Source organism: Zhenhengia sp. (assembly GCF_046966505.1).
Lineage (GTDB): Bacteria > Bacillota > Clostridia > Lachnospirales > Cellulosilyticaceae > Zhenhengia > Zhenhengia yiwuensis.
In genome coordinates, this window is record NZ_JBKVCH010000007.1 from 71,224 (window position 1) to 92,172 (window position 20,949).

The following is a 20,949-nucleotide window of genomic DNA, read 5'->3' on the forward strand; positions in this document are numbered from 1 at the left end:
GGGTCAAAAAGTAAAAAAATAAAGGTCATAAAACAATATGGGATATTTTAGAAAATGAAAAATGTGGTAGAGTGACCTTGTAATAAACAGTGAGAAAAAACTGAGGGGGAATAAAAATGAGTTTTAGAAAATTTGCAGTAGCATGTATGTGTGTGATGCTAGCAGTGGGGGCAACAGGATGTGGACAGAAGGAAGCAGGTACATCTTCTACAGATACATCTAAAGGATCAGCAGATAAGTCAATCACCTATTGGGCAGCTATGAATGGAAATGTTAGTCCAGTCGTCCAAAACTACGGAGAAGTAGAATACTATAAACAGCTAAAAGAAAAAACAGGTGTTGCTATAGAATTCTTACATCCACCAGTAGGTCAAGAGGCAGAACAATTTAAACTCTTAATTGCTTCAAGAAAAGATTTACCCGATGTTATTCAAGCACAATGGTTAAGTGAGTATCCAGGTGGGCCAGAAAAAGCAGTCAAAGATGGCATTATTATTCCTTTAAATGATTATTTAGATTTAGCACCAAACTATAAAGCAGCGATGGAAGCTAATCCAGAAATGTTTAAACAATGTAAAACAGATGAGGGGACCATTTATGCTTTCCAAGGACTTAACCAAGGAGATGTAAAAGCTTTCTCAGGTCTTGTATTAAGAGAGGACTGGTTAGAGGATTTAGGGCTTGAAGCACCAGAAACTATTGAAGAATGGGAAACAGTTCTTAGAGCTTTTAAAGAGGAAAAGGGTGTAGAAGTTCCACTAAGTATTAAAGCTTTAGATTTATCAGGAAATGGACTTAACTTATTTAATGCAGCTTATGAAATAGGTATTGATTTCTATTTAGATGATAATGGTAAGGTACAATATGGTCCAATACAGCCAGGCTATAAAGAGTATTTAACCACATTAAATAGATGGTATAAGGAAGGATTATTAGACCCAGATTTTGCTTCTATCGATAGTAAGATTATAGATGCAAATATTATTAATGGTAAAACAGGTGCTACTTTTGCATGGGTTGGAAGTAGTATAGGAACTTGGTATAAGGCAGCAACTGAGGAAGGGTATGAACTTGTAGGTGTGCCAAACCCTGTACTGAATAAGGGGGATGAAGGGAAATTTTTATCTGGGTATACAAATAGTATTGCAGGGCCAGCAGCAGCTATTACAGCAACAGCTGAAAATGTAGAAGAGATTGTGAAAATGTTTGACTATCTTTATACAGAAGAAGGAGCACTTCTTAAGAACTTTGGGGTAGAAGGGCTTACTTATAATATGGAAGATGGTAAACCTGTTTATACAGACCTTATCTTAAATAATCCAGATGGTTTATCCATTGGGCATGCAATGGGTAAATATATTCAAGCTAACTATGGTGCACCAGGACTTTGTGAAATACCAGAGTACCAAGAACAGTACTATCAATTAGATGCTCAAAAAGAAGCTGCGGCAGCATTTAATAAATATGTAGATAATGCAGCAAAACATGTTATCCCACCGCTTACAGCGACATCCGATGAATCTAAAGATCTAGCAACGATTATGACTGAAATAAATACATACAGAGATGAAATGTTTATTGCTTTTGTAACAGGTGCAGAATCGCTAGATAATTTCGATCAATATGTAGAGCAAATTAATAAATTTGGCATTGATCGTGCAATTGAGATTAAAGAAGCTGGTATTAAGAGATATGAGGCAAGGTAATTAACTGTAGACGAAGGGGACCAAACCAGGTTCCCTTTTAAAGAAAGGGGAGAAAAAATGGCAAAAGTAGCATTAGTGCAGGGGGAAGAAGTTAAGAAGCCAAAGGTATCTTTAGGAACAAAAATGAAGAAAGAATGGAATCGTAATAAGTATGTGTATGCATTAGCTATTCCACTTATCGCTTATTATGCAATCTTTCATTATGGCCCTATGTATGGCATTGTAATGGCTTTTCAAGATTATAGTATTGTAGACGGAATAAGTGGTAGTCCATTTATTGGACTTGATAACTTTATCAAATTCTTTGAAAGTCATTACTTTTGGCGCTTAATTAGAAATACACTGGCACTTAGTATCCAAAATATCCTGTGGGGATTTCCAGCACCCCTTATTTTGGCCTTATTGTTAAATGAGGTAAAACATAAAAAATTTAAAAAAGCTGTTCAAACGATTACTTACTTACCACATTTTATTTCCCTTGTTGTTGTATGTGGTATGCTCAATCAATTTTTAGCGAGAGATGGGTTCATTACCAGTCTCTTATCAAGTTTGGGATTAGTAGAACAGACTAACTTATTGGCGATAAAGGAATATTTTAGAACAATTTATGTAGCTAGTGGTATTTGGCAGGAGATTGGATGGGGAACGATTATTTATTTAGCAGCTCTATCAGGTGTAGATGAACAACTTTATGAGGCTGCTGCAATAGATGGTGCTAATCGATTTAAACGTCTTATTCATGTCACCTTGCCATCCATTGCACCAACAATCATTATGCTGTTCATCCTTCGAGTAGGTCAGGTTATGAGTGTAGGATTTGAAAAAGTCATTTTGTTGTACAATCCACAGACGTATGAAACAGCAGATGTACTATCAACGTATATTTACCGTTATGGACTGGGAGGAAGTTTTGACTATGGCTATACAACAGCTATTGGTCTATTCTCATCTTTAATTAATTTTATTTTAGTTATCTTAGCTAATCAGTTTAGTAAAAAAGTTTCAGAGACAAGTTTGTGGTAAAGGGGGATAAAGATGGTAGGTAAAGGGAGTTTAGGTGAAAGAATATTTGATAAGTTTAATATAGTCTTGCTTACATTCATAATGATTATTACATTGTATCCTGTTATCTATGTATTATTTGCCTCCTTAAGTGATTCCAATGCATTACTTGCACATACAGGATTACTCTTTAAACCACTAGGTCTTAATGTAGATGCTTATAAGGCAGTTATAAATAATCCTAATATTGTAACAGGTTATTGTGTTACGCTCTTTGTAGTGATAGTAGGAACTTTTTTGAATGTATTTGTTACAGCTATTTCAGCATTTGTATTAACACGTAAGCAGTTCCCGCTTAATAAAGTGCTCTTAGTATTTATCGTATTTACTATGTACTTTGGCGGGGGAATGATCCCTAGATATTTATTTATTAATGATACTTTAGGAATGGGAAATAGCATATGGGCGCTTATGCTTCCAGGACTTATTTCTACATATAATCTTATTATTATGAGAACCAATTTTCAATCTATACCAGATAGTTTAGAGGAATCCGCTAAAATAGATGGCGCTAATGATATTACAATTTTCTTCAAAATTATTTTGCCATTGTCTAAAGCCATTATAGCGGTTATGGTACTTATGTATGGAGTTGGACATTGGAATGCATGGTTTGATGCTATGTTATTTATTAGATCGAGAGATTTATATCCACTGCAAATTATATTAAGGGAAATTTTAATATCAAATTCTACAGATAGCATGATTGCTAGTGGAGCAGGTGGAGATATAGAAGCCATAGGTGAAAGTATTAAGTATGCAACCATTGTTGTATCAACCGTACCTATTTTATGTGTGTACCCATTTGTACAAAAGTATTTTACAAAAGGGGTCATGATAGGGGCAGTAAAAGGTTAATAGGGTAGGAAGAGAGACTTTTATTTAAAAGAAGTCTCTCTTTTTTATGTACTTACACATATGTAAGGTAGACAATGCATCCAATCTTTCGAATGCAGATTATTAGCTCCATAGGAGACTACTTACACGAGTATCTTGGTGTAGGCACTCCTAACCGTGGTTCGCTAAAGAACATAACCTTGAACATAAGCAAATCATCAGAAATATATCTACAAACATATGAAGTTGTGATATACTCGAGGAAGCAAAGCAGTAATTGTTATAGAGAAGCAGATGAAGCGATTTGAATTTTTATAATTTACACTGTATGAAACAGGAAGTATGAGGAAATGTTCTAAATAAACATAAGAAACAGCTCAAATAAAGGATGGTTATTACATGACAACTTCAATTAAAAGTACTGGCATTATCAAAGGTGCTTTAATCCTAGGTATTGCTATGTTTTTAAGTAAAATAATTGGATTTTTATATCGTATTCCTATGACGAGCATTTTAGGTGATACAGGTAATGCAATCTATGGGGTTGCTTTTAATATCTATGTGGTACTTCTTGGTGTATCTGCCATTGGTATCCCAGGTGGGATTTCTAAACTGGTTGCCGAATGTCTCGCTAAAGGTACCATGCAGGATGCTAAGAAGGTCTTCAGAGTTGCTCTGTTCTATACAGGTGCTGTAAGTGGGCTACTTAGTCTTGGCTTATTTGTAGGGGCTGAGTTTATTGCTGTTCAACTAAATGGGATGGAGGAACTTATTCTTCCACTTCGTATATTGTCCCCTACTATTTTTATAGCCAGTTTAATGGCTGTTGTAAGGGGATATTTCCAAGGAATGAATACGATGCTTCCTACAGCTATCTCTCAGGTAGTCGAGCAATTATTTAATGCTCTATTTAGTGTAGTTCTTGCTACTTACTTTATACAATACGGTGTAGCTATTGCAGCTGCTGGTAGTACTATAGGAACAGGTATTGGTGCTCTATGTGGCTTCATTATCCTTATTCTTCTTTATAAGAAAAATGACCCTACAAACCAAATACCAATTACATCTACCAAACCTCTATTCAAAAGTCGCAGGGAAATTATTTACAAGCTTCTTTCAATTATTATCCCAATGGTTATTACCACATCTATCTTCTCAATATTTTCGGTAATAGATGCTTCAATGCTTTCAAATAAGCTTCCTTCAGCTGTCGACTATCTTAGAGCCTCTGGGCTTGTAGAGACAATTCCTGTATCTGGTGCAGCAGCACTTTCTACGATGGAAATTGCTACAAGTTTGATTGGTCAATACACAACGAAGTACTTTACACTGATTAATATTCCTATTTCACTCATACTCATTGTATCTGTATCGGCTATTCCATCGATCTCAAAGTCTTACGCTTTGGGAGATAGGAATGGACTTACAGACAAAATCTCTCAAATTCTTCGTATAGGTCTTTTGCTTTCTATCCCAGCATCATTCGGACTTATGATTTTTGCAAAGCCTATTATGTATTTTATGTTTACGACACATCCTGATGGTGGTGAACTTGTCATGCATGGTGCCTTAACAATTATCTTTATTACCACTGCTCAGCTTTCTTCTAGTATCTTACAAGGTATGGGCAAACAATATGTGCCTACCTTATTTGCTATTATTGCGTTAAGTGTTAAATTCATCTTAAATAGCATTTTACTTTGTATACCTACTTTGCATATCTATAGTGTTATTTATAGTACATTGATTGCGTATATGGTTTTTGCACTACTTTGTGTATACTATCTAAAATATAAAGTTGGCTTAAATCTTCATCTTGGTTCACTTTATCTATACCCGCTACTTTGTTCCATTATCATGAGTATTCTTGGATTATCTAGTTTTTATATTCTTAATAACCTCTTTAATTTCCCAAATATTAATCTCATTTTAAGTATAGCCCTCTGTATTCTTATCTATGGTCTTAGTGGATTCTTAAGTGGTATGTTAAAAGTAGAAGATTTACCTCACTTTGGTAAAAAAATTTAAACTATTGCGTAATGTTTTTGCAAATGATAGAGTATAAATATGAAAAGTGTATAACTCACCCTGAAATATGTCTGAGCGACTTCTGGGGTATTTTTATACCAAAAATTCAGGATGAAGTATGAAATAATTTCATAAGAGGTATCTATGGAGGGCAAGGAGATGAATAGGAAGAAGCTAAGTAGAATTATTTTAGGAATAAGTATATTAGTAGGTATCCAGACAACAGCATGGGCAAAACCAGTAAAAACAACATTTTTTCTAAATGGCGAAGAAAGAGATGATGTTGAAGTTGTAGTGAAAAATGATGTGACTTATGTACCCCTAAGACTTGTAGGGGAAGAATTAGATGCTCAGGTTGAGTATGATGCAATGAGTAAAAAAGTAACAATTGTTAAAGATAAAGAGAAGTTAGAAGTGCCTATAGGCAGTAAGCAGGGAGCTTTAAATGGTGAAGAGGTAGAACTTATAGGTCCTATGTTTATGCATACCAATGAGTGAGGAGAAAGTCTTACCTATATACCACTTAGAAATATCTTTGAAATACTAGGGGGAATAGTAGACTATAATGAGGACGATAGATTCATCAATGCTTATAACCCTAATCACACTGCGTATAAGGCCTTAGAAGGCTTAAAAAGTGATGATTTGACAGCTTATCGTTTTGCACAATTAGCCTTACCAAGAGTAAATGGAGAAGATGTATACCCTGGTGGAGGCTATGGAGAATCTTATATCTTCCCACTTAACACAAAATCAAACTATTTCTTATTAATAGGAGACCCTTCATTCGATATGCCTATTCAAACAATAGCTTACTATGAAATAGAAAATGGCGTGGCGTATTGTAAATGGTTTAAAGAAGTAAGAGGAGATGAAGAAGGTAGGCCTCATACACAAGAGACTGTATTTGATCGTTACTTAGGGGAAGGCAATGTGACACAGGAAGTAGGGACTTTACCAGAATTAGAAGAAAGTATTTTTATAGTCTTTCATACCAGTTCGATGAGAGACCCATCACCAGAAGATGATATGAGTGTGTATTATGAGTATGTAGATATAAGGGAGAAAGTAGGTTTACTTGGAGTAGAAGATATGTATGGTGTACCAGAGAATATAGCTTTACAATACCCTATCTTTAGTCCATATGGGGATAGACATATTCTTTCAAAGGTAGATGAAGTAAGTTTAGCTGCTATGTTAGAGGAGTATAAATAAGCTACTTTAGGGGATTTTTATGCCTAAAATTCACAAGGAATTATAAAGCTTAATAAGACCATTAAGAGAAAGCTTTTTGAAGGGGGAGATATATGAGGTGCTACATAAAGCTTACTTTCTGTATAGGGTTAATAGGTGTTTGTTTGATCTTCAACCTACTCTTATTTCAGGCTGAGCAGCTTAAGCAACCTGTATTTCTAAAACATTACTATGAGTTAGGTTTAGAGGAATACACAATTTTTACTATAGGATGTTTGATGAATAAAAATGATACAAGGGAGCTTGTTCAAATAGAATTTCCGGAACTTACAGGAGAAGGACATTTCTTTAGAGTAAGCTTAGGTAATCAGTTTAATCTTAATGCACATCATGACCAAAGAGAGTACTGGATCGAGTATCATTATAAGGGGGAAGGCATGCCTATAGAAGAAGAGATAAGCCTAACGAGAGCAAAAGTGATGTTCAATAATGGTGAGGAAATGGATATACCTATTGGGCAAATCATCTTTTATCCTGTAGAACATGAAAGAGCTATACTAGAGAATGGTATGAGTCAGGCATCGAGTTCAGGAGAGACTTCTTTTAGTGGAATTTTTACTGAAGATGTTCGTTTTGATGGTATAAAAAGTACGCTAGATCCTTTGGTGAAAGATTTTATAGAAATTCGAATTAATGGCATGCCACCTGAACCACAGTCTTTTAAACAGGGAATGGCATGGAAATTAGAAGGTAAGATGGAGATAGATTCAAAGGATTCTAGGAGATTTAATTATTATGAGATTCAAAGTAGAATCTATTTTGAAGACCTTAAGGGCGAAGAGATTATAGACCAGGTTTTAAATTTGAGATACACCCCCTATTTTAGCAGGATAGATAGCTATAAATATCTTAGAGAAGAGGGGGGGATTAGATGAAATATGAAGGTTATAGAAGGATATTTTTAGGAACATTACTTGTGCTCGTTAATATTCAAATAGGTAGTGTAGTTATCTTTCCAGATATTGTAGGCTATATAGTCATTGCTGTAGGGATAGGTATGCTCCTACAAGAACATAACCATAAGGCATTAAGGGGAGCGAGACACTTAAGCTGGGCTATAGTTATAGTAGAAGGTGTAACTTGGCTTTTATTCAGGGGGGATTTGAGGCTAGTAGGATGGTCAGAAGGTATTATGATTGTGTTAGGAAGTATGAGTTTAGCAATGAGATACCTCATTATAGAAGCAGAAAAAGTGAGTATGGAGTTGGAAGTAGAACAGAAGGTATGGCAGAAAAAGCAAAATATTTATTTGGTACTTCATACCTTATCTTTAATAGGCCTAAGTTTTAGGATGAATGCCTCTGCTATCTCAGCGGTGCTTATAGTAGTAGCTATAAGCTATGAGATTTACTGGCTAAGTATGCTTGCTCAGCTAAAGCAAAAAGTTAAGAGAGCTCCATAAGAAAAGATGAGTAGATGAGATAATTTATAGGGGGAGATATATGTTTACTTTTTTTTATGATTTTGACATACTTTCGGATGAAAAAATAACTCTAAAGGTTTGTGAAAAGTTTCAAGGAAATGATGTATTGTTGCCGTTTTATTACTATGATATTTATGATAATGGTACTGGAGAGCGTATAGGTAAGATAAGTATACGTATTGGTCACAATTATCATTCTTATTATAATGGTCACATTGGATATGAAATTGATGAACCTTATCGGGGAAATAGCTATTCCTATCATGGGATTAGGCTGGTGGTTGCTGTGGCAAGGGCCCATCAGATGAAATCACTTTATTTAACTTGTAAAGTTTCAAATGTAGCGTCAAGAAAGATCATTGAAAGAACGCATGCTACACTTCAAGAAGTTGCTAAGATACCTAGAGACTGCTTCTTTTGGCATGAGGGCATTGAGGACTATTGCATCTATCTTTTAAGACTCTAATTTTCATTTAACGGGTCTAGCTTATCAGACGGAATCATTAGTACTTATGCAATGGAAAAGATGGATGGAATTGTCGAATATTAAATAAATAACATGCAAATGGTGTCATTTATTAGGATAATAGCATAGGTTATTAGGGGAAGGTACTTTTGGTGCTACCGATATGAAACGAGGAGGAATAGCCTATGTGTTGTAGATGTAACCAACAGTGTTGTAGAAGAGAATGTGAAAGAGAAGTTAGGAGAGAAGTTAGAAGAGAATGTAGAAGTCAGAGAGACAGAGCAGTTGAACGCGCAATTGGAGAGTTAGGGAGAATTCCCTGTAGAGAAGTATCCTGTTCAACAAGATGTTGTTGTAGATAATTAAGAGGGTTAAAAATTGCATGGAGAATTATTTTTCCATGCAATTTTTAAGATGGAAAGGTAGCCGGGCTATTAGGCTTTAAAGTTATTCCCACTACAACAAGATAGGCGTCATAGATGTTTCTGATTGAAGTATAAGATTTAAACTATTGAATAATATTTTGACAAGTGATAGAGTATAAATATGAAATATGTATAACTCCCCTGGAATATGTTTAAGCCACTTCTGGGGCATTTTTATACCCAAAATTCAGGATGAATTTGAGAAGGATAAGGCCTATTTAGTCAAGGAGCATACGCAGGTATTATATAAAATTAAAAGAATAGAAAGAGGGATTTTCATGAGTAAAAAGATTAAAGTAAAACCAGGGAAAAGTCAATCTATGGTAGGATTTTTTATAGGCATTATATTTTGTGCCATAGGATTATTTGTTGTCATTCCTACCTTCGGAGCTTTTGGAGTGCTTTGGAGTGTTATGGCACTTATTATTACAGTGACGAATGGTATTAATGCCTTTTCAGATAAGGGGATTGCTACACATAGCATTGAAATAGAAGATATAGACAAGTTCAGTCAAGAGAAAGAAAGTATGGAATCAAGGTTAGAAAAACTAAAAGGTCTTTATGAGAAAAATCTCATCACAGAAGAAGAGTATGAGAAGAAGAAAAAAGAATTACTTCAAGAACTCTAGTAGAACTTTATTATATAGATTTAAGCAAGGCAATCTTTCCTTTTGAATATGGAAGATTTATTGTATAATCCGCAAGTGGATACGACCTCCATTATGATAGATTTAAAGGAGAATATGAGAAAGCTTCATTGTATTAAAAGTTCTAGGGGAGGGGACCTGAAGTATACTAGGGAAGAGTATTTTTCCTGTAAAGCCTCTATTAAACAAGCTTTAGAGGATGCATTCTTGAAGATTGAAAAGTAAAGTTGATAAAAGCCTTGTAAACATTAAGTTTATAAGGCTTTTACTGCTCTATAGCATATTGTGGGTTCAATAAAATAAAGTATTAAGATACAATGATCTATAAAATAAGGATAGTTTAAGAGATATTTGTCTTATAAAGACATTTTGATATTTAGAATTAAAAAGATAAACTTCTAGTAACAAAGCAAGTAAAGATGAGTAACAAAGCAAGTAAAGATGAGTAACAAAGCAAGTAAAGATGAGTAACAAAGCAAGTAAAGATGAGTAACAAAGCAAGTAAAGATGAGTAACAAAGCAAGTAAAGATGAGTAACAAAGCAAGTAAAGATGAGTAACAAAGCAAGTAAAGATGAGTAACAAAGCAAGTAAAGATGAGTAACAAAGCAAGTAAAGATGAGTAACAAAGCAAGTAAAGATGAGTAACAAAGCAAGTAAAGATGAGTAACAAAGCAAGTAAAGATGAGTAACAGAGTAAGTAAAGATTAGTAACCAAGTAAGTAAGGGTTAGTAACCAAGTAAGTAAGGGTTAGTAACCAAGTAAGTAAGGATTAGTAACAAAGCAAGTAAAGATTAGTAACAAAGCAAGTAAAGATTAGTAACTCGATCATATGATGGAGTAGAATTAGAATTTAACGCTACTATCTACTTCGGCCGGAAATAAGGCTAACATAGAAGTAAGAGATAGTCAACTTTTGATTTTCTTTAGAAGATAAGAGTTATTAGGCTATAATAGCTGAAAAAGATATAGAAAAATTTTCGAATAATATACGAAATATACAGAATACTAAGCCTATATAAGGGGTAAGTGTATACATAATAAAATAATAGAGATGTAGAACAATAAAAAATTTGTCTAATTATGAAAAATATAGTTATAAAAAGTAAAAAAAATATACTGATGAGGAGAATGCATAAAGTTATAAGCATAACGAGTAGAGATAGGGAGAGTATACAAAGGATTATTAGAGATAAAAAAGGCCCTATAGGTGCATAAGGACCTATAGGGCAAATGAAAGAAAGTATTTAAATGAAGCTAAAAATTAGAAGCATCTAGCAGCGATGGCATCCGCATCCACGATGGCATCCACATCCACGATGGCATCCACATCCACGATGGCATCCGCATCCACAATGGCATCCACAACCACAACCATTACATCCGCCATTGTTATCGTTATCGTTTCTAATACAGCCTTCATCACGAAGTTCATCAAAAGCATCGTCTAAATCTTTAACATCTTCGATAAGGTCATTAATAATTTTTTGAACATCATTAGCTAAACATCTGCAGCCACGGCGAGAGTTATTGCCACAACCATTACATCCACAACCATTACATCCACAATTATTACATCCACAACATCTTCTACAACTCATATTTAATACCCCCTAAAAAGTTATTTACAATTATATCATATGACAAATAAGAAAAAGGGTGACAAAAAAGAGTCGAAATATGTAGAATGGCATAAAAAATAAAACTGAGAATGTCTAGAAACAATCCCAGTTTTATTTTTAGCACATTTGTTTATGAACATCCTCTTTAAGTTGAGTCCAAGCCTCGGGGTGAACTACATAATACTTAGGGCAGCATTTACCTGTTATGTCATAATGTCTTAAAAGGTCTTCGCGTGGGTCAAGTCCATACTTTTGGCAGAGCATAGCACAAAGGGCTATAAGTGCATTGTATGTGCAGCTACTAAATTTGCCTTCCCAGTCAGGATGGCAAGTTTCGATACCTAAGCTATAGCTATTGGCACTTTTGGCGTGATAAGCACGTTCATTGTCAGGGATACACTGGATGACTTCACCGTCTAGCCCCACAATATAGTGGCTACTAGCATAAGTTTTAGTCCTACCTAGCTTAAGATTTTCAAAGTAGTTACGGTTGCTAAGGGCAGAACTTTTAGGATTACCTACCCAGTGGATGACAAGTTTTGTAACCTTGTAAAGAGGTAGACGTGGGCGGCTGTAGGGATTAGAAGTAAGATAATGGGGTTGTATAAGCATAGAGAAATCTCCTTTAGGATTCATTCAATTTAGGGATGGATAAAAATATAAAAGCAGCAAAAGCTGGCGCAAAGCCATTCCCCCTCATAAAAATGGCAATGCACCAGCTTTGTGTGTGGCAGCATGAAAGCCTATTGAAAGTTTATACCTTATAGGAAAGGTTAGAGGTATTTCTTAGACCAGACTATAAGTACTAAATGGGTATTGCCAGAGGCTTTTAGTGAAAGGGATGACCATTCATTTATCACATTAAGACGCTGGGGTAGCATAGAGAAACTATAGGTAGGTGGTAGATAGCCCTTATTTATTTCAAAGTTAGGGATAAACTTTTTAAGACTTATGTATGGGTGATGCCCCTTGAAGTAGGAGTTGCCACAGCTCCAGCCTCAAGGTTAGGTAAGTTAAATCTCAACGTTTAGAGGGGGGATAAACTCTAAGATTTAAACTTACAAGAGGTAAGGGGATTCACTTTGCCTAGGATGTGTTTCATGCCCTTACATAACTCTATATACGGATAAGTCATGAAAATGCGTCACGGATTTATAAAAAAATTTAAAAAATGTTAAGAAAGCCCATACCGAGCCTCTATATAAGCTTGTTCTCTTGCTTCTAATTCTTTAATGTCAAAGTTATGTGTATAAGTGCGAAGAAATTTAGGGACGCTAGAAGGATAGGTACAGGAAGAGGAGGAAGTAGGGGAGAGCCTTGAGGCTGTAGGTTTAGGCAAGAAAGACGTATAGTGTCCGCTGAGGATGTTAAAGAATTTATCAAGACGTATAATCCAACCAAAGGCAGCCTTCCAATTACTTGCTTCTTGTCTACCACATAGAAAGTCAGACTGTTCTACTAAGGTGAAGGCTTTCTTAAGGCAGCCAAGCACATCTTCCCCTTTGCTGGTGAGTTTATGATAGAGGGCATCTAAATTGGATTTACAGCCAGGTGTCAATTTACGAATAGGGTTAAGGCTAGGGCAACATGTATGAAAAAGTTCTAGAATGTCTTCATAAGGAACTTGGTTAGGGGAAGCTGACTCTTTTAGATTAGAATTATAAGGTTGAGTAGTTTGTGAAGAAGGATAGTCTTTTGAATATGGAAATGCGAAATGGTGATCTCTTAGAAGTTTGGTAATAAGCGCATCGTTACGCATGTAATAAGTCAGTTTTCTAATACGGTCATAGTATGAAAGATAAAGTTTACCTTCAAATTTATCGGGGCTCTTTTTGTAGGCAGTTTTCGTCGTATAGACCTTACCAATTTTGCTAAAAGCTGTACGAAACTCAGATTTTGTAAAGCCTAATTCCTCCGTCCAGCTATCGCCCTCGTGGTAATGCTCATCTTGGCATGGACTTAGAAACTTATAAAAAGGTTTGTGATCTGTTTTATCAAACCAGTATTCAAGTTGGCACATGAGTAAACTTGAGGTTACACTTCCGGTAAGGGCATTAAGTTCTGGACAATATCTAAGAATTTGCATTTGTATCTCCTCCTAAATCACTTTTCTTAATTTGGCTTATATCTGTTATATACGGATAGGTGATGAAAAGGCGTCATCTTTTTTTCAAAAATGCAAAAAAGAAAGAGTGACGAGGCTTTAAATATTACTGCATAAGCAGGGAAGAGTGGAGCCGCTTAAGATAGCTTAGTGCTTGGGATGTAGTTAGAGCTGCCTATTTTTAATCTATCTTAAAAAACGGTACAGTAAAGGAGCGCAAAACAAAAAGGTTGCAGCCGGAAAGGTTACAGATGCAAAGTGAGATAGAGGAATTAGTTAAACGGAGTTTAGAAGACCAGTCTTATACGCTATACCTATGGGAGAAGATGAAGCCCTTATGCCTAAAATGGGCGCATAAACTTGGACACATAGAAGGAGATAGAGAGGATTTATATCAAGAAAGTTACATATTACTCATAAGAGCGCTTAGGTGCTATGAGGTGTGCCAAAACATGAGCTTTGAGGCTTATTTTAAGATGGTTCTTTATAGATGGGGAAGAGATTATAAGTGCAGAAAAAGACCTGAACTCATGAAGGAGAGTAGTGAGGCATATTTTTGGGAAAGCCAAGTGGACGAAGGGCAGCAAGTAGAAGAAAGTATTATTGGAAAAGAGAGGGCTACTTATCTTATAAAGGGATTAGAGAGCTTGTCAGAGTTTGAATACAACCTCCTTGTAGATTTTTATATAAGAGAACTTAAGATAGGTGATATAGCAAGTTCTCATCACATGAATTATAAGGCTTTAGAATCACGTAAAAGAAGAATACTAAAAAACTTCGAGAAAGGATGACGCAATTTGAGGGCTCGTCCGTATATATAGAGTATAAGCAACCGGTGCTTAGAAAAAATTAAAATCCACAAAGGAGGAAATGAGAATGGCAGTAACAAGTAAACTTGAAGAAGTAAAAGTAGTCTTAAAATTTATGAAAGGTTCACAAACCATCTCCCATTGTAATCAACAAGCAACAGATGAAGGGCTTTATAACTTAGGTGAAGCCATTGGAAGCCTTAATGCTGAAAGTCTAGAAGAGATTATCAAAGTACAAGAAACCCTATTAGTAGGAACAAACTAAGGAGGAATAAAAAATGGAAATTGTAAAGAAAAGTCTAGTACTTACTTTTAGTACACCTAACAAGACAGAAGAAAATATTACGATTAACAACCCAGGAGAGTCTATTACAGGCGCTCAAATTAAAGCAGTCATGGACAAGGCATTAGAAAGTGGTGCTATTGGAGAGAAGGTAGCAGTAGATGCTATTGTTGGTGCAAAATATGTGATCCAACAAGTAGATGCAGTCGATTTTAGTGAGGAGTAAAGATTAAAGTAGGCAAAGAGCAAGGGAGCTTTTTCCTTGCTCTTTATTAAAAAAGGAGGAATAAAACAATGAATGAAGTATTAACGCAGATTGGTAATTTTGGCTTTCCCATTATCTTATCCATGTATTTACTTATAAGAATTGAGGGAAAGATTGAGACACTAGCCGGAACAATTACCCATCTTAGCAATGTATTAGAAAGTAACCGTGAACGTTAAGAGGCCCATCTGTAAGATTCCATGTCGTGGAGTTATACAGATGGGCTTTTATAAGTCAGACATAAGATTTAGGGGAGATATGCTGCAATATAAGTTCCTTATAACGATAGTTCAATAGTTCAGCTTCACGGAGTTTCTTAGTAATATAGGGGGCAGAAGAAAGCGTCTTTATGATCGCGCCATTATATAAAGTAATGGTATAGTTGTCATAATGGGCGATAGCACTCGTTAGGACATAGCCTAAGCATCCATCATGCATAGGAACATTTGTCCTGATTTTAATAGGAATAAAGAGCTGATCGGCATTTAGGATGATTGGTACATGAGTTCTCATCTGTAAAATTTGTTGGCTTAGGCGTCTAAGTATGAGTGGATCTAGCCATAAGGTATGAAGCTTGTCAGTAATAAAATGCTTAATCGGAAAAGGGTGTACCCCTTTTGAACCATCTTCTAAAATATAATACGTTGCATTAGTCCCTACCTCGTCATAATAAGGTAAAAATGCACAATATGTGCTCTTTTTCATAATAACTCCCCCTAATGTTAGTATTTATGAAACGAATTTCATATTTGTAAAGTTATTATACAGTATTTTACAAAAAATTAAAATATTATTTAATTAAAATATAAAAATTTATACAATATTAACAATATATTCACGTAAAATAAGTCTTTATATGGAATAATTATACAGCAAGAACTTTTGTTATAAAGTATGAATTGATGAGCTAAGTAATAAGAAATAGAAAAGTAAAATAACATCTGGAATATTAAAATGTCGAAAAATGAACAAATTTTGGGTGTTAATCATATAGTATAGAGAAGGTGAACTTAATCGAGTGGGGGGATTAAGGTGAGGTGTGTAGAGGATATAAGTTTTACTGCATGTGAAGAGATTAAGTGTGTTGAAGCAGGCGTTCATATTGATGATGAAGGACATATGCTCACCGTTCCTGTTTATCTTTATGATGTATGCCCTTGTAGAGAGGTTATAGTAGGGGTACAAGTGTATGTAGATGGAAGGTTATACGCCATGAAGACGCAAAAAGTCTATACGGGTGGTTGCCGATACTGTAGAAAAATTCATGAAAAGTATGTGGATGACTTTTACTTCTTGTTTACCGAACTTTGTGATGAAAAGATTCGCATTAAGATGCTCGCTCACTATCTTTATTAAAAGTTTAAAAGGGGAGGAATGAAGAATGGAAGAATTAAAAGTTATAAGCTTAGAGGATGAAAGGCTAGACTTACCAGAAGTAGAGGAAGTGCTAACAACAGGCGTAGTGGTGACCGTTGGGATTGAGCCAGTAGAAGGAGAAAATTGCCGCTTTAAATTTACTTTTACAGCCAAAAACTATGATGCTCAAAACACAGCAAGATTAGGTAAATTCTTCTTTAGAATGCCACCTAATACTTTTGCAAAATTTGGAGATTTTGACCCTAATGATGATGACCTTAAGTTAAATGGGACTGAGAAGATGTGGACATTTGGAACACTTAATCCAAGAGAAGACAAGACAGTGTCTTTTGAAGCAGACTATGTAGGCCAAGATACAGGCGATATACTTGCACTTTATGACATGAAGTATAAATATAAATATGATGGGCAAAGGGTAACATGGAAAACAATAGGGGATAAAAGGCTTAATGTAGGAGATTGTGGCGGGGAGCCCCCAGTAGAACATGCTTGCTGTGAAGAATGTCCGACTTGTAATGAATATACAGTTGAGCCTTGTGAGCACAAAATTGCAGAAGATCCTATTGCTGTTGCGATTCAATCAAGAGGCAGAAGACTTTCTGTACAACTTGACCTTGAAATGGCTTGTCATGATAAAGCCGTTAATGTAGGTGTATTTTTATATGAAGTAACATATGATGATGCTGGTAATGAATATGAGAGTCCTTATGCTTATAAAGTTGTACAATTACCACCAGGAGATTGTGAATGTGCAAATGGAGGAAGCTGCCAATGTGGTTGTGATACGAGAAGTTGCAACTGTGTAGACTTTGAAATTGCGGACGATGAGAGTACAGCATGTGAAACAAGAAAATTCAGAGTAAAGACAAAAGCAAATTATGTATCAAATCAAGATATGCTTGCTTGCCCATGTACCAATGGGGGCTGCCCTGAGTGTGAAGAAGAGGGAGAGGAAGCTTAGGCTTTCGAACCTAGAAAAGTAAGTATAGAGTAATAAAAAAGTCACTCCCTTTATGAAGCTTTCATAAAGGGAGTGACTTTTTTATTAGAGTATTTAAGTTTGCAAGTGATTAGAATTTACGATAAGTTGCCTTGGTAATAGGAAGTCCTGTAGCATAGTCACACTCTCTGACTTCATCATAATCAGGCTCTTTTTGTCTTGTCATACAAGAATCGTACCAAGTAGCAGGTGGTGCATCGGTTCTCCAAGGACGTCTTGACCAGTAATAACCTCTAAAGGGGTCACGTGTTTCATTCATCCAGTTAAGGAGCTGGTCATGAAGGGCATCACGGATTTTAGAAGTAGCTGGTTCGTCAATTAAGTTGTGCATTTCATGAGGGTCTTTTTTGAGGTCATAAAGCTCATCTGTGCAAAGGAGATTAAGCACGAGTTTATAACGGTCTGTACGAATGCAGCGAATAGGTTGGAAGCCTCCAAAAGAGTCATGAGCGATTTCGTAGCGACCAAATTCACTGAAAATGGCATCATTAATTTTAGCTGTAGGTTCATCAAGTACTTTAATGAGAGAATGACCTTGTAACATACTATAAGGTGTTGCATTAAAGTAGTCTAAAATAGTTGGGACTACATCAGCATGCGATACAACATGTTCATTGACGACCTTGTTTCCTTTAACAGGTGTGCCACTTAAAATAAAAGGAATATGTATAATTTCTTCGTACATACTAGCCCCTTTACTATCTATGCGGTGAGCATCTAAATGATCACCATGGTCAGAGGTATAAAGGATAAGTGCATCCTTTGTATAAGTTCTATAAGCCTCTAATACACGACCTATCTCAGAGTCAACAAAGCTGTTAGCACCAAAGAGGAGTGGATATTTGACTTTGTGGTTACTGCGGTCATGATGGATACGGTCACCAGCCCATACTTTATGATGTTCAGGTTTGTTTTCAAGTGTATCATGGATATTTTCACTTACAGGGAATTCATAGTCTTTATACATTTCAGGGTATTTTTTAGGAGCGATAAAAGGCCCATGTGGTTCATCATAAGAAACAACAAGGAAGAAGTCTTTATCTTGATGTTCTTTAATAAATTCAATGGCACGATTTGAGCACTTATGCGCAAAAGTAAATTCTGCTTCATAGCCATCGCCTTCCCAAATCGTTCCTGCATCTCTTGAACGCATGCGGTCTTCGGTAGAAAGCTCATCTAAGAAGTTACGCATATCATACCAGTACTTAGGGTTCCAACCTTCTGGACATCTACCTGTGCCAAAGTAATCTCCGCCATCTAAATGCCATTTACCAATATAACCTGTAGCAATATTTTCATGTGTGAGACGCTGACCTATGGTTTTAACAGTAGACTCAAGTGCTACACAGTTAGACCAACTTCCATTACTGTGAGGATAAAGACCTGTAAACAGTGTGGAACGTGCAGGACCACATACAGGTTGAGCGGTATAAGCTTTATCAAAACGAATACCATTTTCACATAAACTATCAATACAAGGGCTTACCATACCAGAGTTGCCGTAGCAGCCTAGCATATCTGTGCGTTGGGTGTCTGTCATAATCATAATAAATTGTTTAGGCATAAAAGTATCTCCTTTAATGTATATTAAGGTAAAAAGAGTGATGCTTTTAGTAATATTATAGTATAAATTTAATGAAAGTAAATTAAAATATATATAATTTAGTATAAAAATATTATATATGAAATATTAAGATTATATATATTTTAAAAATACATTTTTTGTAAAAAGACAAAGTCATACATCTTATCTAAGTTGAGGTACATACTAAACTCATTATGATATTTAGATAAGGAGGTTCATTATGGAACATATATCTGCAAAAGAATTATCAGCACTTCAAGATTTATTAACTGAGGAAGAACTTCTCATTAAAAAGTTCCAGATGTTAGCAGAGCATACTCAAGATCCAGAAATTAAACAACAATTTACTGAAATCGCAGCTAAACATCAAGGTCATTTTAACTCATTATACGCACAATTAAATTAATGGAGGTTCGATTATGCAAGAAATATATACTGATAAAGAAATATTAACAGATGCACTTTCAGCAGAAAAAGCAGCAACAGGTAACTATAATACTTTTGCCAATGAATGTGTTCATGATAACGTAAGAAATGCTATTTTACATTGTCTTGAACAAGAACATAGCATTCAAGTAGATGTGTTCAATATGATGCATGCACGTGGTCTTTATCCAACTCCAACAGCTGAACAACAAAAAATTGATGATGCAAAACAAAAATTTGCTCAGTGTGTAAAAAATATCTAGAATAAATAAGATGAATAAAAAACTGCAAAGCTTAGGTTTTGCAGTTTTTTTGTATAGGCATTGAGAGAGCAGAAAAGAGTTCAAAATTTGCCATGTTTCTAATCGTAAATACCAAGAAATTGAGATTATAGTATGCTAGACTTAAAAAAAGAAGGATTATTTTATATTTTAATCATAATGAAGATAAGAGGGGAAAATAGTGAATAGATTAGCGTGTTATAAAGAGATTACAACGAAAGAACTTCAAGAAGCTCTTGTAAGAGGGAAAAATCAAACATATAAAGCAGTAAGGAGCTTAGGCGAGCAGTTTAAAAGCTGTGTAAGTCAGAAAGGTATGTACCATGGCACAGGCCAGTGTGACTGGACAGAAGGTTTTTATACAGGTGAGCTTTGGCTTATGTATGAAATGACAGGAGAGGAAAGTTTTAAAGAGCTTGCACTTAAGCATGTACATAGTTTTCATGAACGTATTGAAAAACGTATAGCAGTGGACCATCACGATATGGGCTTTCTTTACTCTTTATCCTGCGTAGCCGCTTACAAATTAGTCGGTTCTAAGGAAGGGTATGAGGCAGCGCTTATGGCAGCAGATAACCTGATTGGGAGATTCCAAGAAAAGGGTGAGTTTATTCAGGCATGGGGACCATTTGGCGCAAAAGAAAATTATAGGCTTATTATAGATTGCCTTCTTAATTTGCCACTTCTGTACTGGGCAAGTGAGGTAACAGGTGATCACAAGTATGAGACCATTGCTAAGAAGCATATTCATACTTGCTTAAAATATATTGTAAGAGAGGATCATTCCACTTACCATACTTATTACTTTGATCCAGAGACAGGGCTTCCTGTAAAGGGCGTAACAGCACAGGGCTATCGTAATGATTCAGCTTGGGCAAGAGGGCAAGCGTGGGGAATTTATGGTTTAGCTTTAAGTTATAAGTATACAAAAGAGGAAAGTTACATTGGGCTTTTTAAAGATGTCACAGATTTCTTCATTAATCATCTTCCAGAGGATTTAGTGCCTTATTGGGACTTTGACTTTACAGATGGTAGCAGTGAACCTAAAGACTCTTCAGCGGCAGCTATTGCTGTATGCGGTATGCTCGAAATGAGTAAATATTTAGGGGAAGAAGAAGCTACGTATTATACAAGTGTAGCTAAAAAGATTTTAAAAGCTTTAGTCGATCATTATGCAGTGAAGGAAGAGGATGCTTCGAATGGGCAGCTTTTACATGGCACTTATGCGAAAAAGTCACCTTATAACACAGTTCGTGATAATGGGGTAGATGAATGTACAGTATGGGGTGATTATTACTACCTTGAAGCCATCGTAAGATGTCTTAAAGATTGGGAACTTTACTGGTAAG

25 protein-coding genes are annotated in these 20,949 nt (G+C 35.6%); 20 read left to right on the forward strand and 5 right to left on the reverse strand.

What is annotated here, in order from left to right; all coding sequences use genetic code 11:
• Positions 1-116: 116 nt before the first annotated feature.
• The 11 genes from ACLTBU_RS09375 to ACLTBU_RS09425 all read left to right on the forward strand — a co-directional run bounded on the left by ACLTBU_RS09375 (position 117) and on the right by ACLTBU_RS09425 (position 9,830).
• Positions 117-1,706, forward strand: a complete 1,590-nt coding sequence (locus ACLTBU_RS09375; RefSeq protein ID WP_249332165.1) for an extracellular solute-binding protein — start codon at positions 117-119, stop codon at positions 1,704-1,706.
• Positions 1,707-1,763: 57 nt separating this feature from the next.
• A complete protein-coding gene (locus tag ACLTBU_RS09380) occupies positions 1,764-2,729 on the forward strand; it encodes an ABC transporter permease (protein ID WP_177669036.1) in 966 nt (321 codons plus the stop codon).
• Between the two features lie 12 nt (positions 2,730-2,741).
• Positions 2,742-3,626, forward strand: coding sequence for a carbohydrate ABC transporter permease (locus ACLTBU_RS09385; RefSeq protein WP_177669038.1), 885 nt, complete (start codon positions 2,742-2,744; stop codon positions 3,624-3,626).
• A 378-nt stretch (positions 3,627-4,004) separates the two neighbouring features.
• Positions 4,005-5,633: an oligosaccharide flippase family protein gene (locus tag ACLTBU_RS09390; RefSeq protein ID WP_412218667.1), complete on the forward strand. Its 1,629-nt coding sequence runs from the start codon at positions 4,005-4,007 to the stop codon at positions 5,631-5,633.
• Positions 5,634-5,792: 159 nt separating this feature from the next.
• Positions 5,793-6,131, forward strand: a complete 339-nt coding sequence (locus ACLTBU_RS09395) for a stalk domain-containing protein (protein WP_412218668.1) — start codon at positions 5,793-5,795, stop codon at positions 6,129-6,131.
• A 147-nt stretch (positions 6,132-6,278) separates the two neighbouring features.
• Positions 6,279-6,848, forward strand: a complete 570-nt coding sequence (locus ACLTBU_RS09400) for a hypothetical protein (RefSeq protein WP_412218669.1) — start codon at positions 6,279-6,281, stop codon at positions 6,846-6,848.
• Between the two features lie 92 nt (positions 6,849-6,940).
• On the forward strand, positions 6,941-7,762 hold the full coding sequence (locus tag ACLTBU_RS09405) for a hypothetical protein (RefSeq protein ID WP_249332162.1): 822 nt from the start codon (positions 6,941-6,943) through the stop codon (positions 7,760-7,762).
• On the forward strand, positions 7,759-8,289 hold the full coding sequence (locus tag ACLTBU_RS09410; RefSeq protein WP_412181883.1) for a hypothetical protein: 531 nt from the start codon (positions 7,759-7,761) through the stop codon (positions 8,287-8,289). Before ACLTBU_RS09405 ends, ACLTBU_RS09410 begins: the two co-directional genes overlap by 4 nt.
• A 40-nt stretch (positions 8,290-8,329) precedes the next feature.
• Positions 8,330-8,776, forward strand: coding sequence for a GNAT family N-acetyltransferase (locus tag ACLTBU_RS09415; protein WP_177669048.1), 447 nt, complete (start codon positions 8,330-8,332; stop codon positions 8,774-8,776).
• A gap of 185 nt (positions 8,777-8,961) precedes the next feature.
• Complete coding sequence (locus ACLTBU_RS09420) at positions 8,962-9,138, forward strand: hypothetical protein (RefSeq protein WP_412218670.1); 177 nt, start codon at positions 8,962-8,964, stop codon at positions 9,136-9,138.
• A 341-nt stretch (positions 9,139-9,479) separates the two neighbouring features.
• The gene (locus ACLTBU_RS09425; RefSeq protein WP_412218671.1) at positions 9,480-9,830 is read left to right on the forward strand and encodes an SHOCT domain-containing protein; all 351 of its coding nucleotides are present in this window, start codon (positions 9,480-9,482) and stop codon (positions 9,828-9,830) included.
• Between the two features lie 1,292 nt (positions 9,831-11,122).
• Here ACLTBU_RS09425 and ACLTBU_RS09430 read toward each other — a convergent pair.
• The 3 genes from ACLTBU_RS09430 to ACLTBU_RS09440 form a co-directional block, all read right to left on the reverse strand.
• Positions 11,123-11,449, reverse strand: coding sequence for a hypothetical protein (locus tag ACLTBU_RS09430; protein WP_249332156.1), 327 nt, complete (start codon positions 11,447-11,449; stop codon positions 11,123-11,125).
• Between the two features lie 138 nt (positions 11,450-11,587).
• Positions 11,588-12,082: an N-acetylmuramoyl-L-alanine amidase family protein gene (locus tag ACLTBU_RS09435; protein ID WP_412218672.1), complete on the reverse strand. Its 495-nt coding sequence runs from the start codon at positions 12,080-12,082 to the stop codon at positions 11,588-11,590.
• 562 nt (positions 12,083-12,644) lie between these two features.
• A complete protein-coding gene (locus ACLTBU_RS09440; RefSeq protein ID WP_177669057.1) occupies positions 12,645-13,556 on the reverse strand; it encodes a hypothetical protein in 912 nt (303 codons plus the stop codon).
• Positions 13,557-13,825: 269 nt separating this feature from the next.
• Between ACLTBU_RS09440 and ACLTBU_RS09445 the strand changes: the two genes are divergently transcribed.
• The 4 genes from ACLTBU_RS09445 to ACLTBU_RS09460 all read left to right on the forward strand — a co-directional run bounded on the left by ACLTBU_RS09445 (position 13,826) and on the right by ACLTBU_RS09460 (position 15,110).
• Positions 13,826-14,365: a sigma-70 family RNA polymerase sigma factor gene (locus ACLTBU_RS09445; protein WP_412218673.1), complete on the forward strand. Its 540-nt coding sequence runs from the start codon at positions 13,826-13,828 to the stop codon at positions 14,363-14,365.
• Positions 14,366-14,450: 85 nt separating this feature from the next.
• Positions 14,451-14,648 (forward strand): hypothetical protein, encoded by a 198-nt coding sequence (locus ACLTBU_RS09450; RefSeq protein ID WP_177669061.1) that lies wholly within the window; start codon positions 14,451-14,453, stop codon positions 14,646-14,648.
• A 13-nt stretch (positions 14,649-14,661) separates the two neighbouring features.
• Positions 14,662-14,892 carry a DUF2922 domain-containing protein gene (locus ACLTBU_RS09455; RefSeq protein ID WP_177669063.1) on the forward strand — a complete coding sequence of 77 codons (231 nt, stop codon included), beginning with the start codon at positions 14,662-14,664 and terminating at the stop codon, positions 14,890-14,892.
• Positions 14,893-14,960: 68 nt separating this feature from the next.
• Positions 14,961-15,110 carry a YvrJ family protein gene (locus tag ACLTBU_RS09460; RefSeq protein WP_177669065.1) on the forward strand — a complete coding sequence of 50 codons (150 nt, stop codon included), beginning with the start codon at positions 14,961-14,963 and terminating at the stop codon, positions 15,108-15,110.
• Positions 15,111-15,165: 55 nt separating this feature from the next.
• On the opposite strand, the gene ACLTBU_RS09465 is transcribed toward ACLTBU_RS09460, so the two are convergent.
• Positions 15,166-15,636: a hypothetical protein gene (locus ACLTBU_RS09465; protein WP_320650631.1), complete on the reverse strand. Its 471-nt coding sequence runs from the start codon at positions 15,634-15,636 to the stop codon at positions 15,166-15,168.
• 327 nt (positions 15,637-15,963) lie between these two features.
• On the opposite strand from ACLTBU_RS09465, the gene ACLTBU_RS09470 reads away from it, so the two are divergent.
• The gene (locus ACLTBU_RS09470; RefSeq protein ID WP_177669069.1) at positions 15,964-16,287 is read left to right on the forward strand and encodes a hypothetical protein; all 324 of its coding nucleotides are present in this window, start codon (positions 15,964-15,966) and stop codon (positions 16,285-16,287) included.
• 25 nt (positions 16,288-16,312) lie between these two features.
• Positions 16,313-17,269 carry a hypothetical protein gene (locus tag ACLTBU_RS09475; RefSeq protein WP_412218674.1) on the forward strand — a complete coding sequence of 319 codons (957 nt, stop codon included), beginning with the start codon at positions 16,313-16,315 and terminating at the stop codon, positions 17,267-17,269.
• A 109-nt stretch (positions 17,270-17,378) separates the two neighbouring features.
• On the opposite strand, the gene ACLTBU_RS09480 is transcribed toward ACLTBU_RS09475, so the two are convergent.
• Positions 17,379-18,872 carry a sulfatase-like hydrolase/transferase gene (locus ACLTBU_RS09480; protein ID WP_412218676.1) on the reverse strand — a complete coding sequence of 498 codons (1,494 nt, stop codon included), beginning with the start codon at positions 18,870-18,872 and terminating at the stop codon, positions 17,379-17,381.
• 241 nt (positions 18,873-19,113) lie between these two features.
• On the opposite strand from ACLTBU_RS09480, the gene ACLTBU_RS09485 reads away from it, so the two are divergent.
• The 3 genes from ACLTBU_RS09485 (at position 19,114) to ACLTBU_RS09495 (ending at position 20,948) form a co-directional block, all read left to right on the forward strand.
• A complete protein-coding gene (locus ACLTBU_RS09485) occupies positions 19,114-19,299 on the forward strand; it encodes a hypothetical protein (protein ID WP_177669075.1) in 186 nt (61 codons plus the stop codon).
• Positions 19,300-19,312: 13 nt separating this feature from the next.
• Positions 19,313-19,582 carry a spore coat protein gene (locus tag ACLTBU_RS09490; RefSeq protein WP_177669077.1) on the forward strand — a complete coding sequence of 90 codons (270 nt, stop codon included), beginning with the start codon at positions 19,313-19,315 and terminating at the stop codon, positions 19,580-19,582.
• Positions 19,583-19,781: 199 nt separating this feature from the next.
• Complete coding sequence (locus ACLTBU_RS09495) at positions 19,782-20,948, forward strand: glycoside hydrolase family 88 protein (RefSeq protein ID WP_412218677.1); 1,167 nt, start codon at positions 19,782-19,784, stop codon at positions 20,946-20,948.
• The last annotated feature ends 1 nt before the right edge of the window (position 20,949 follow it).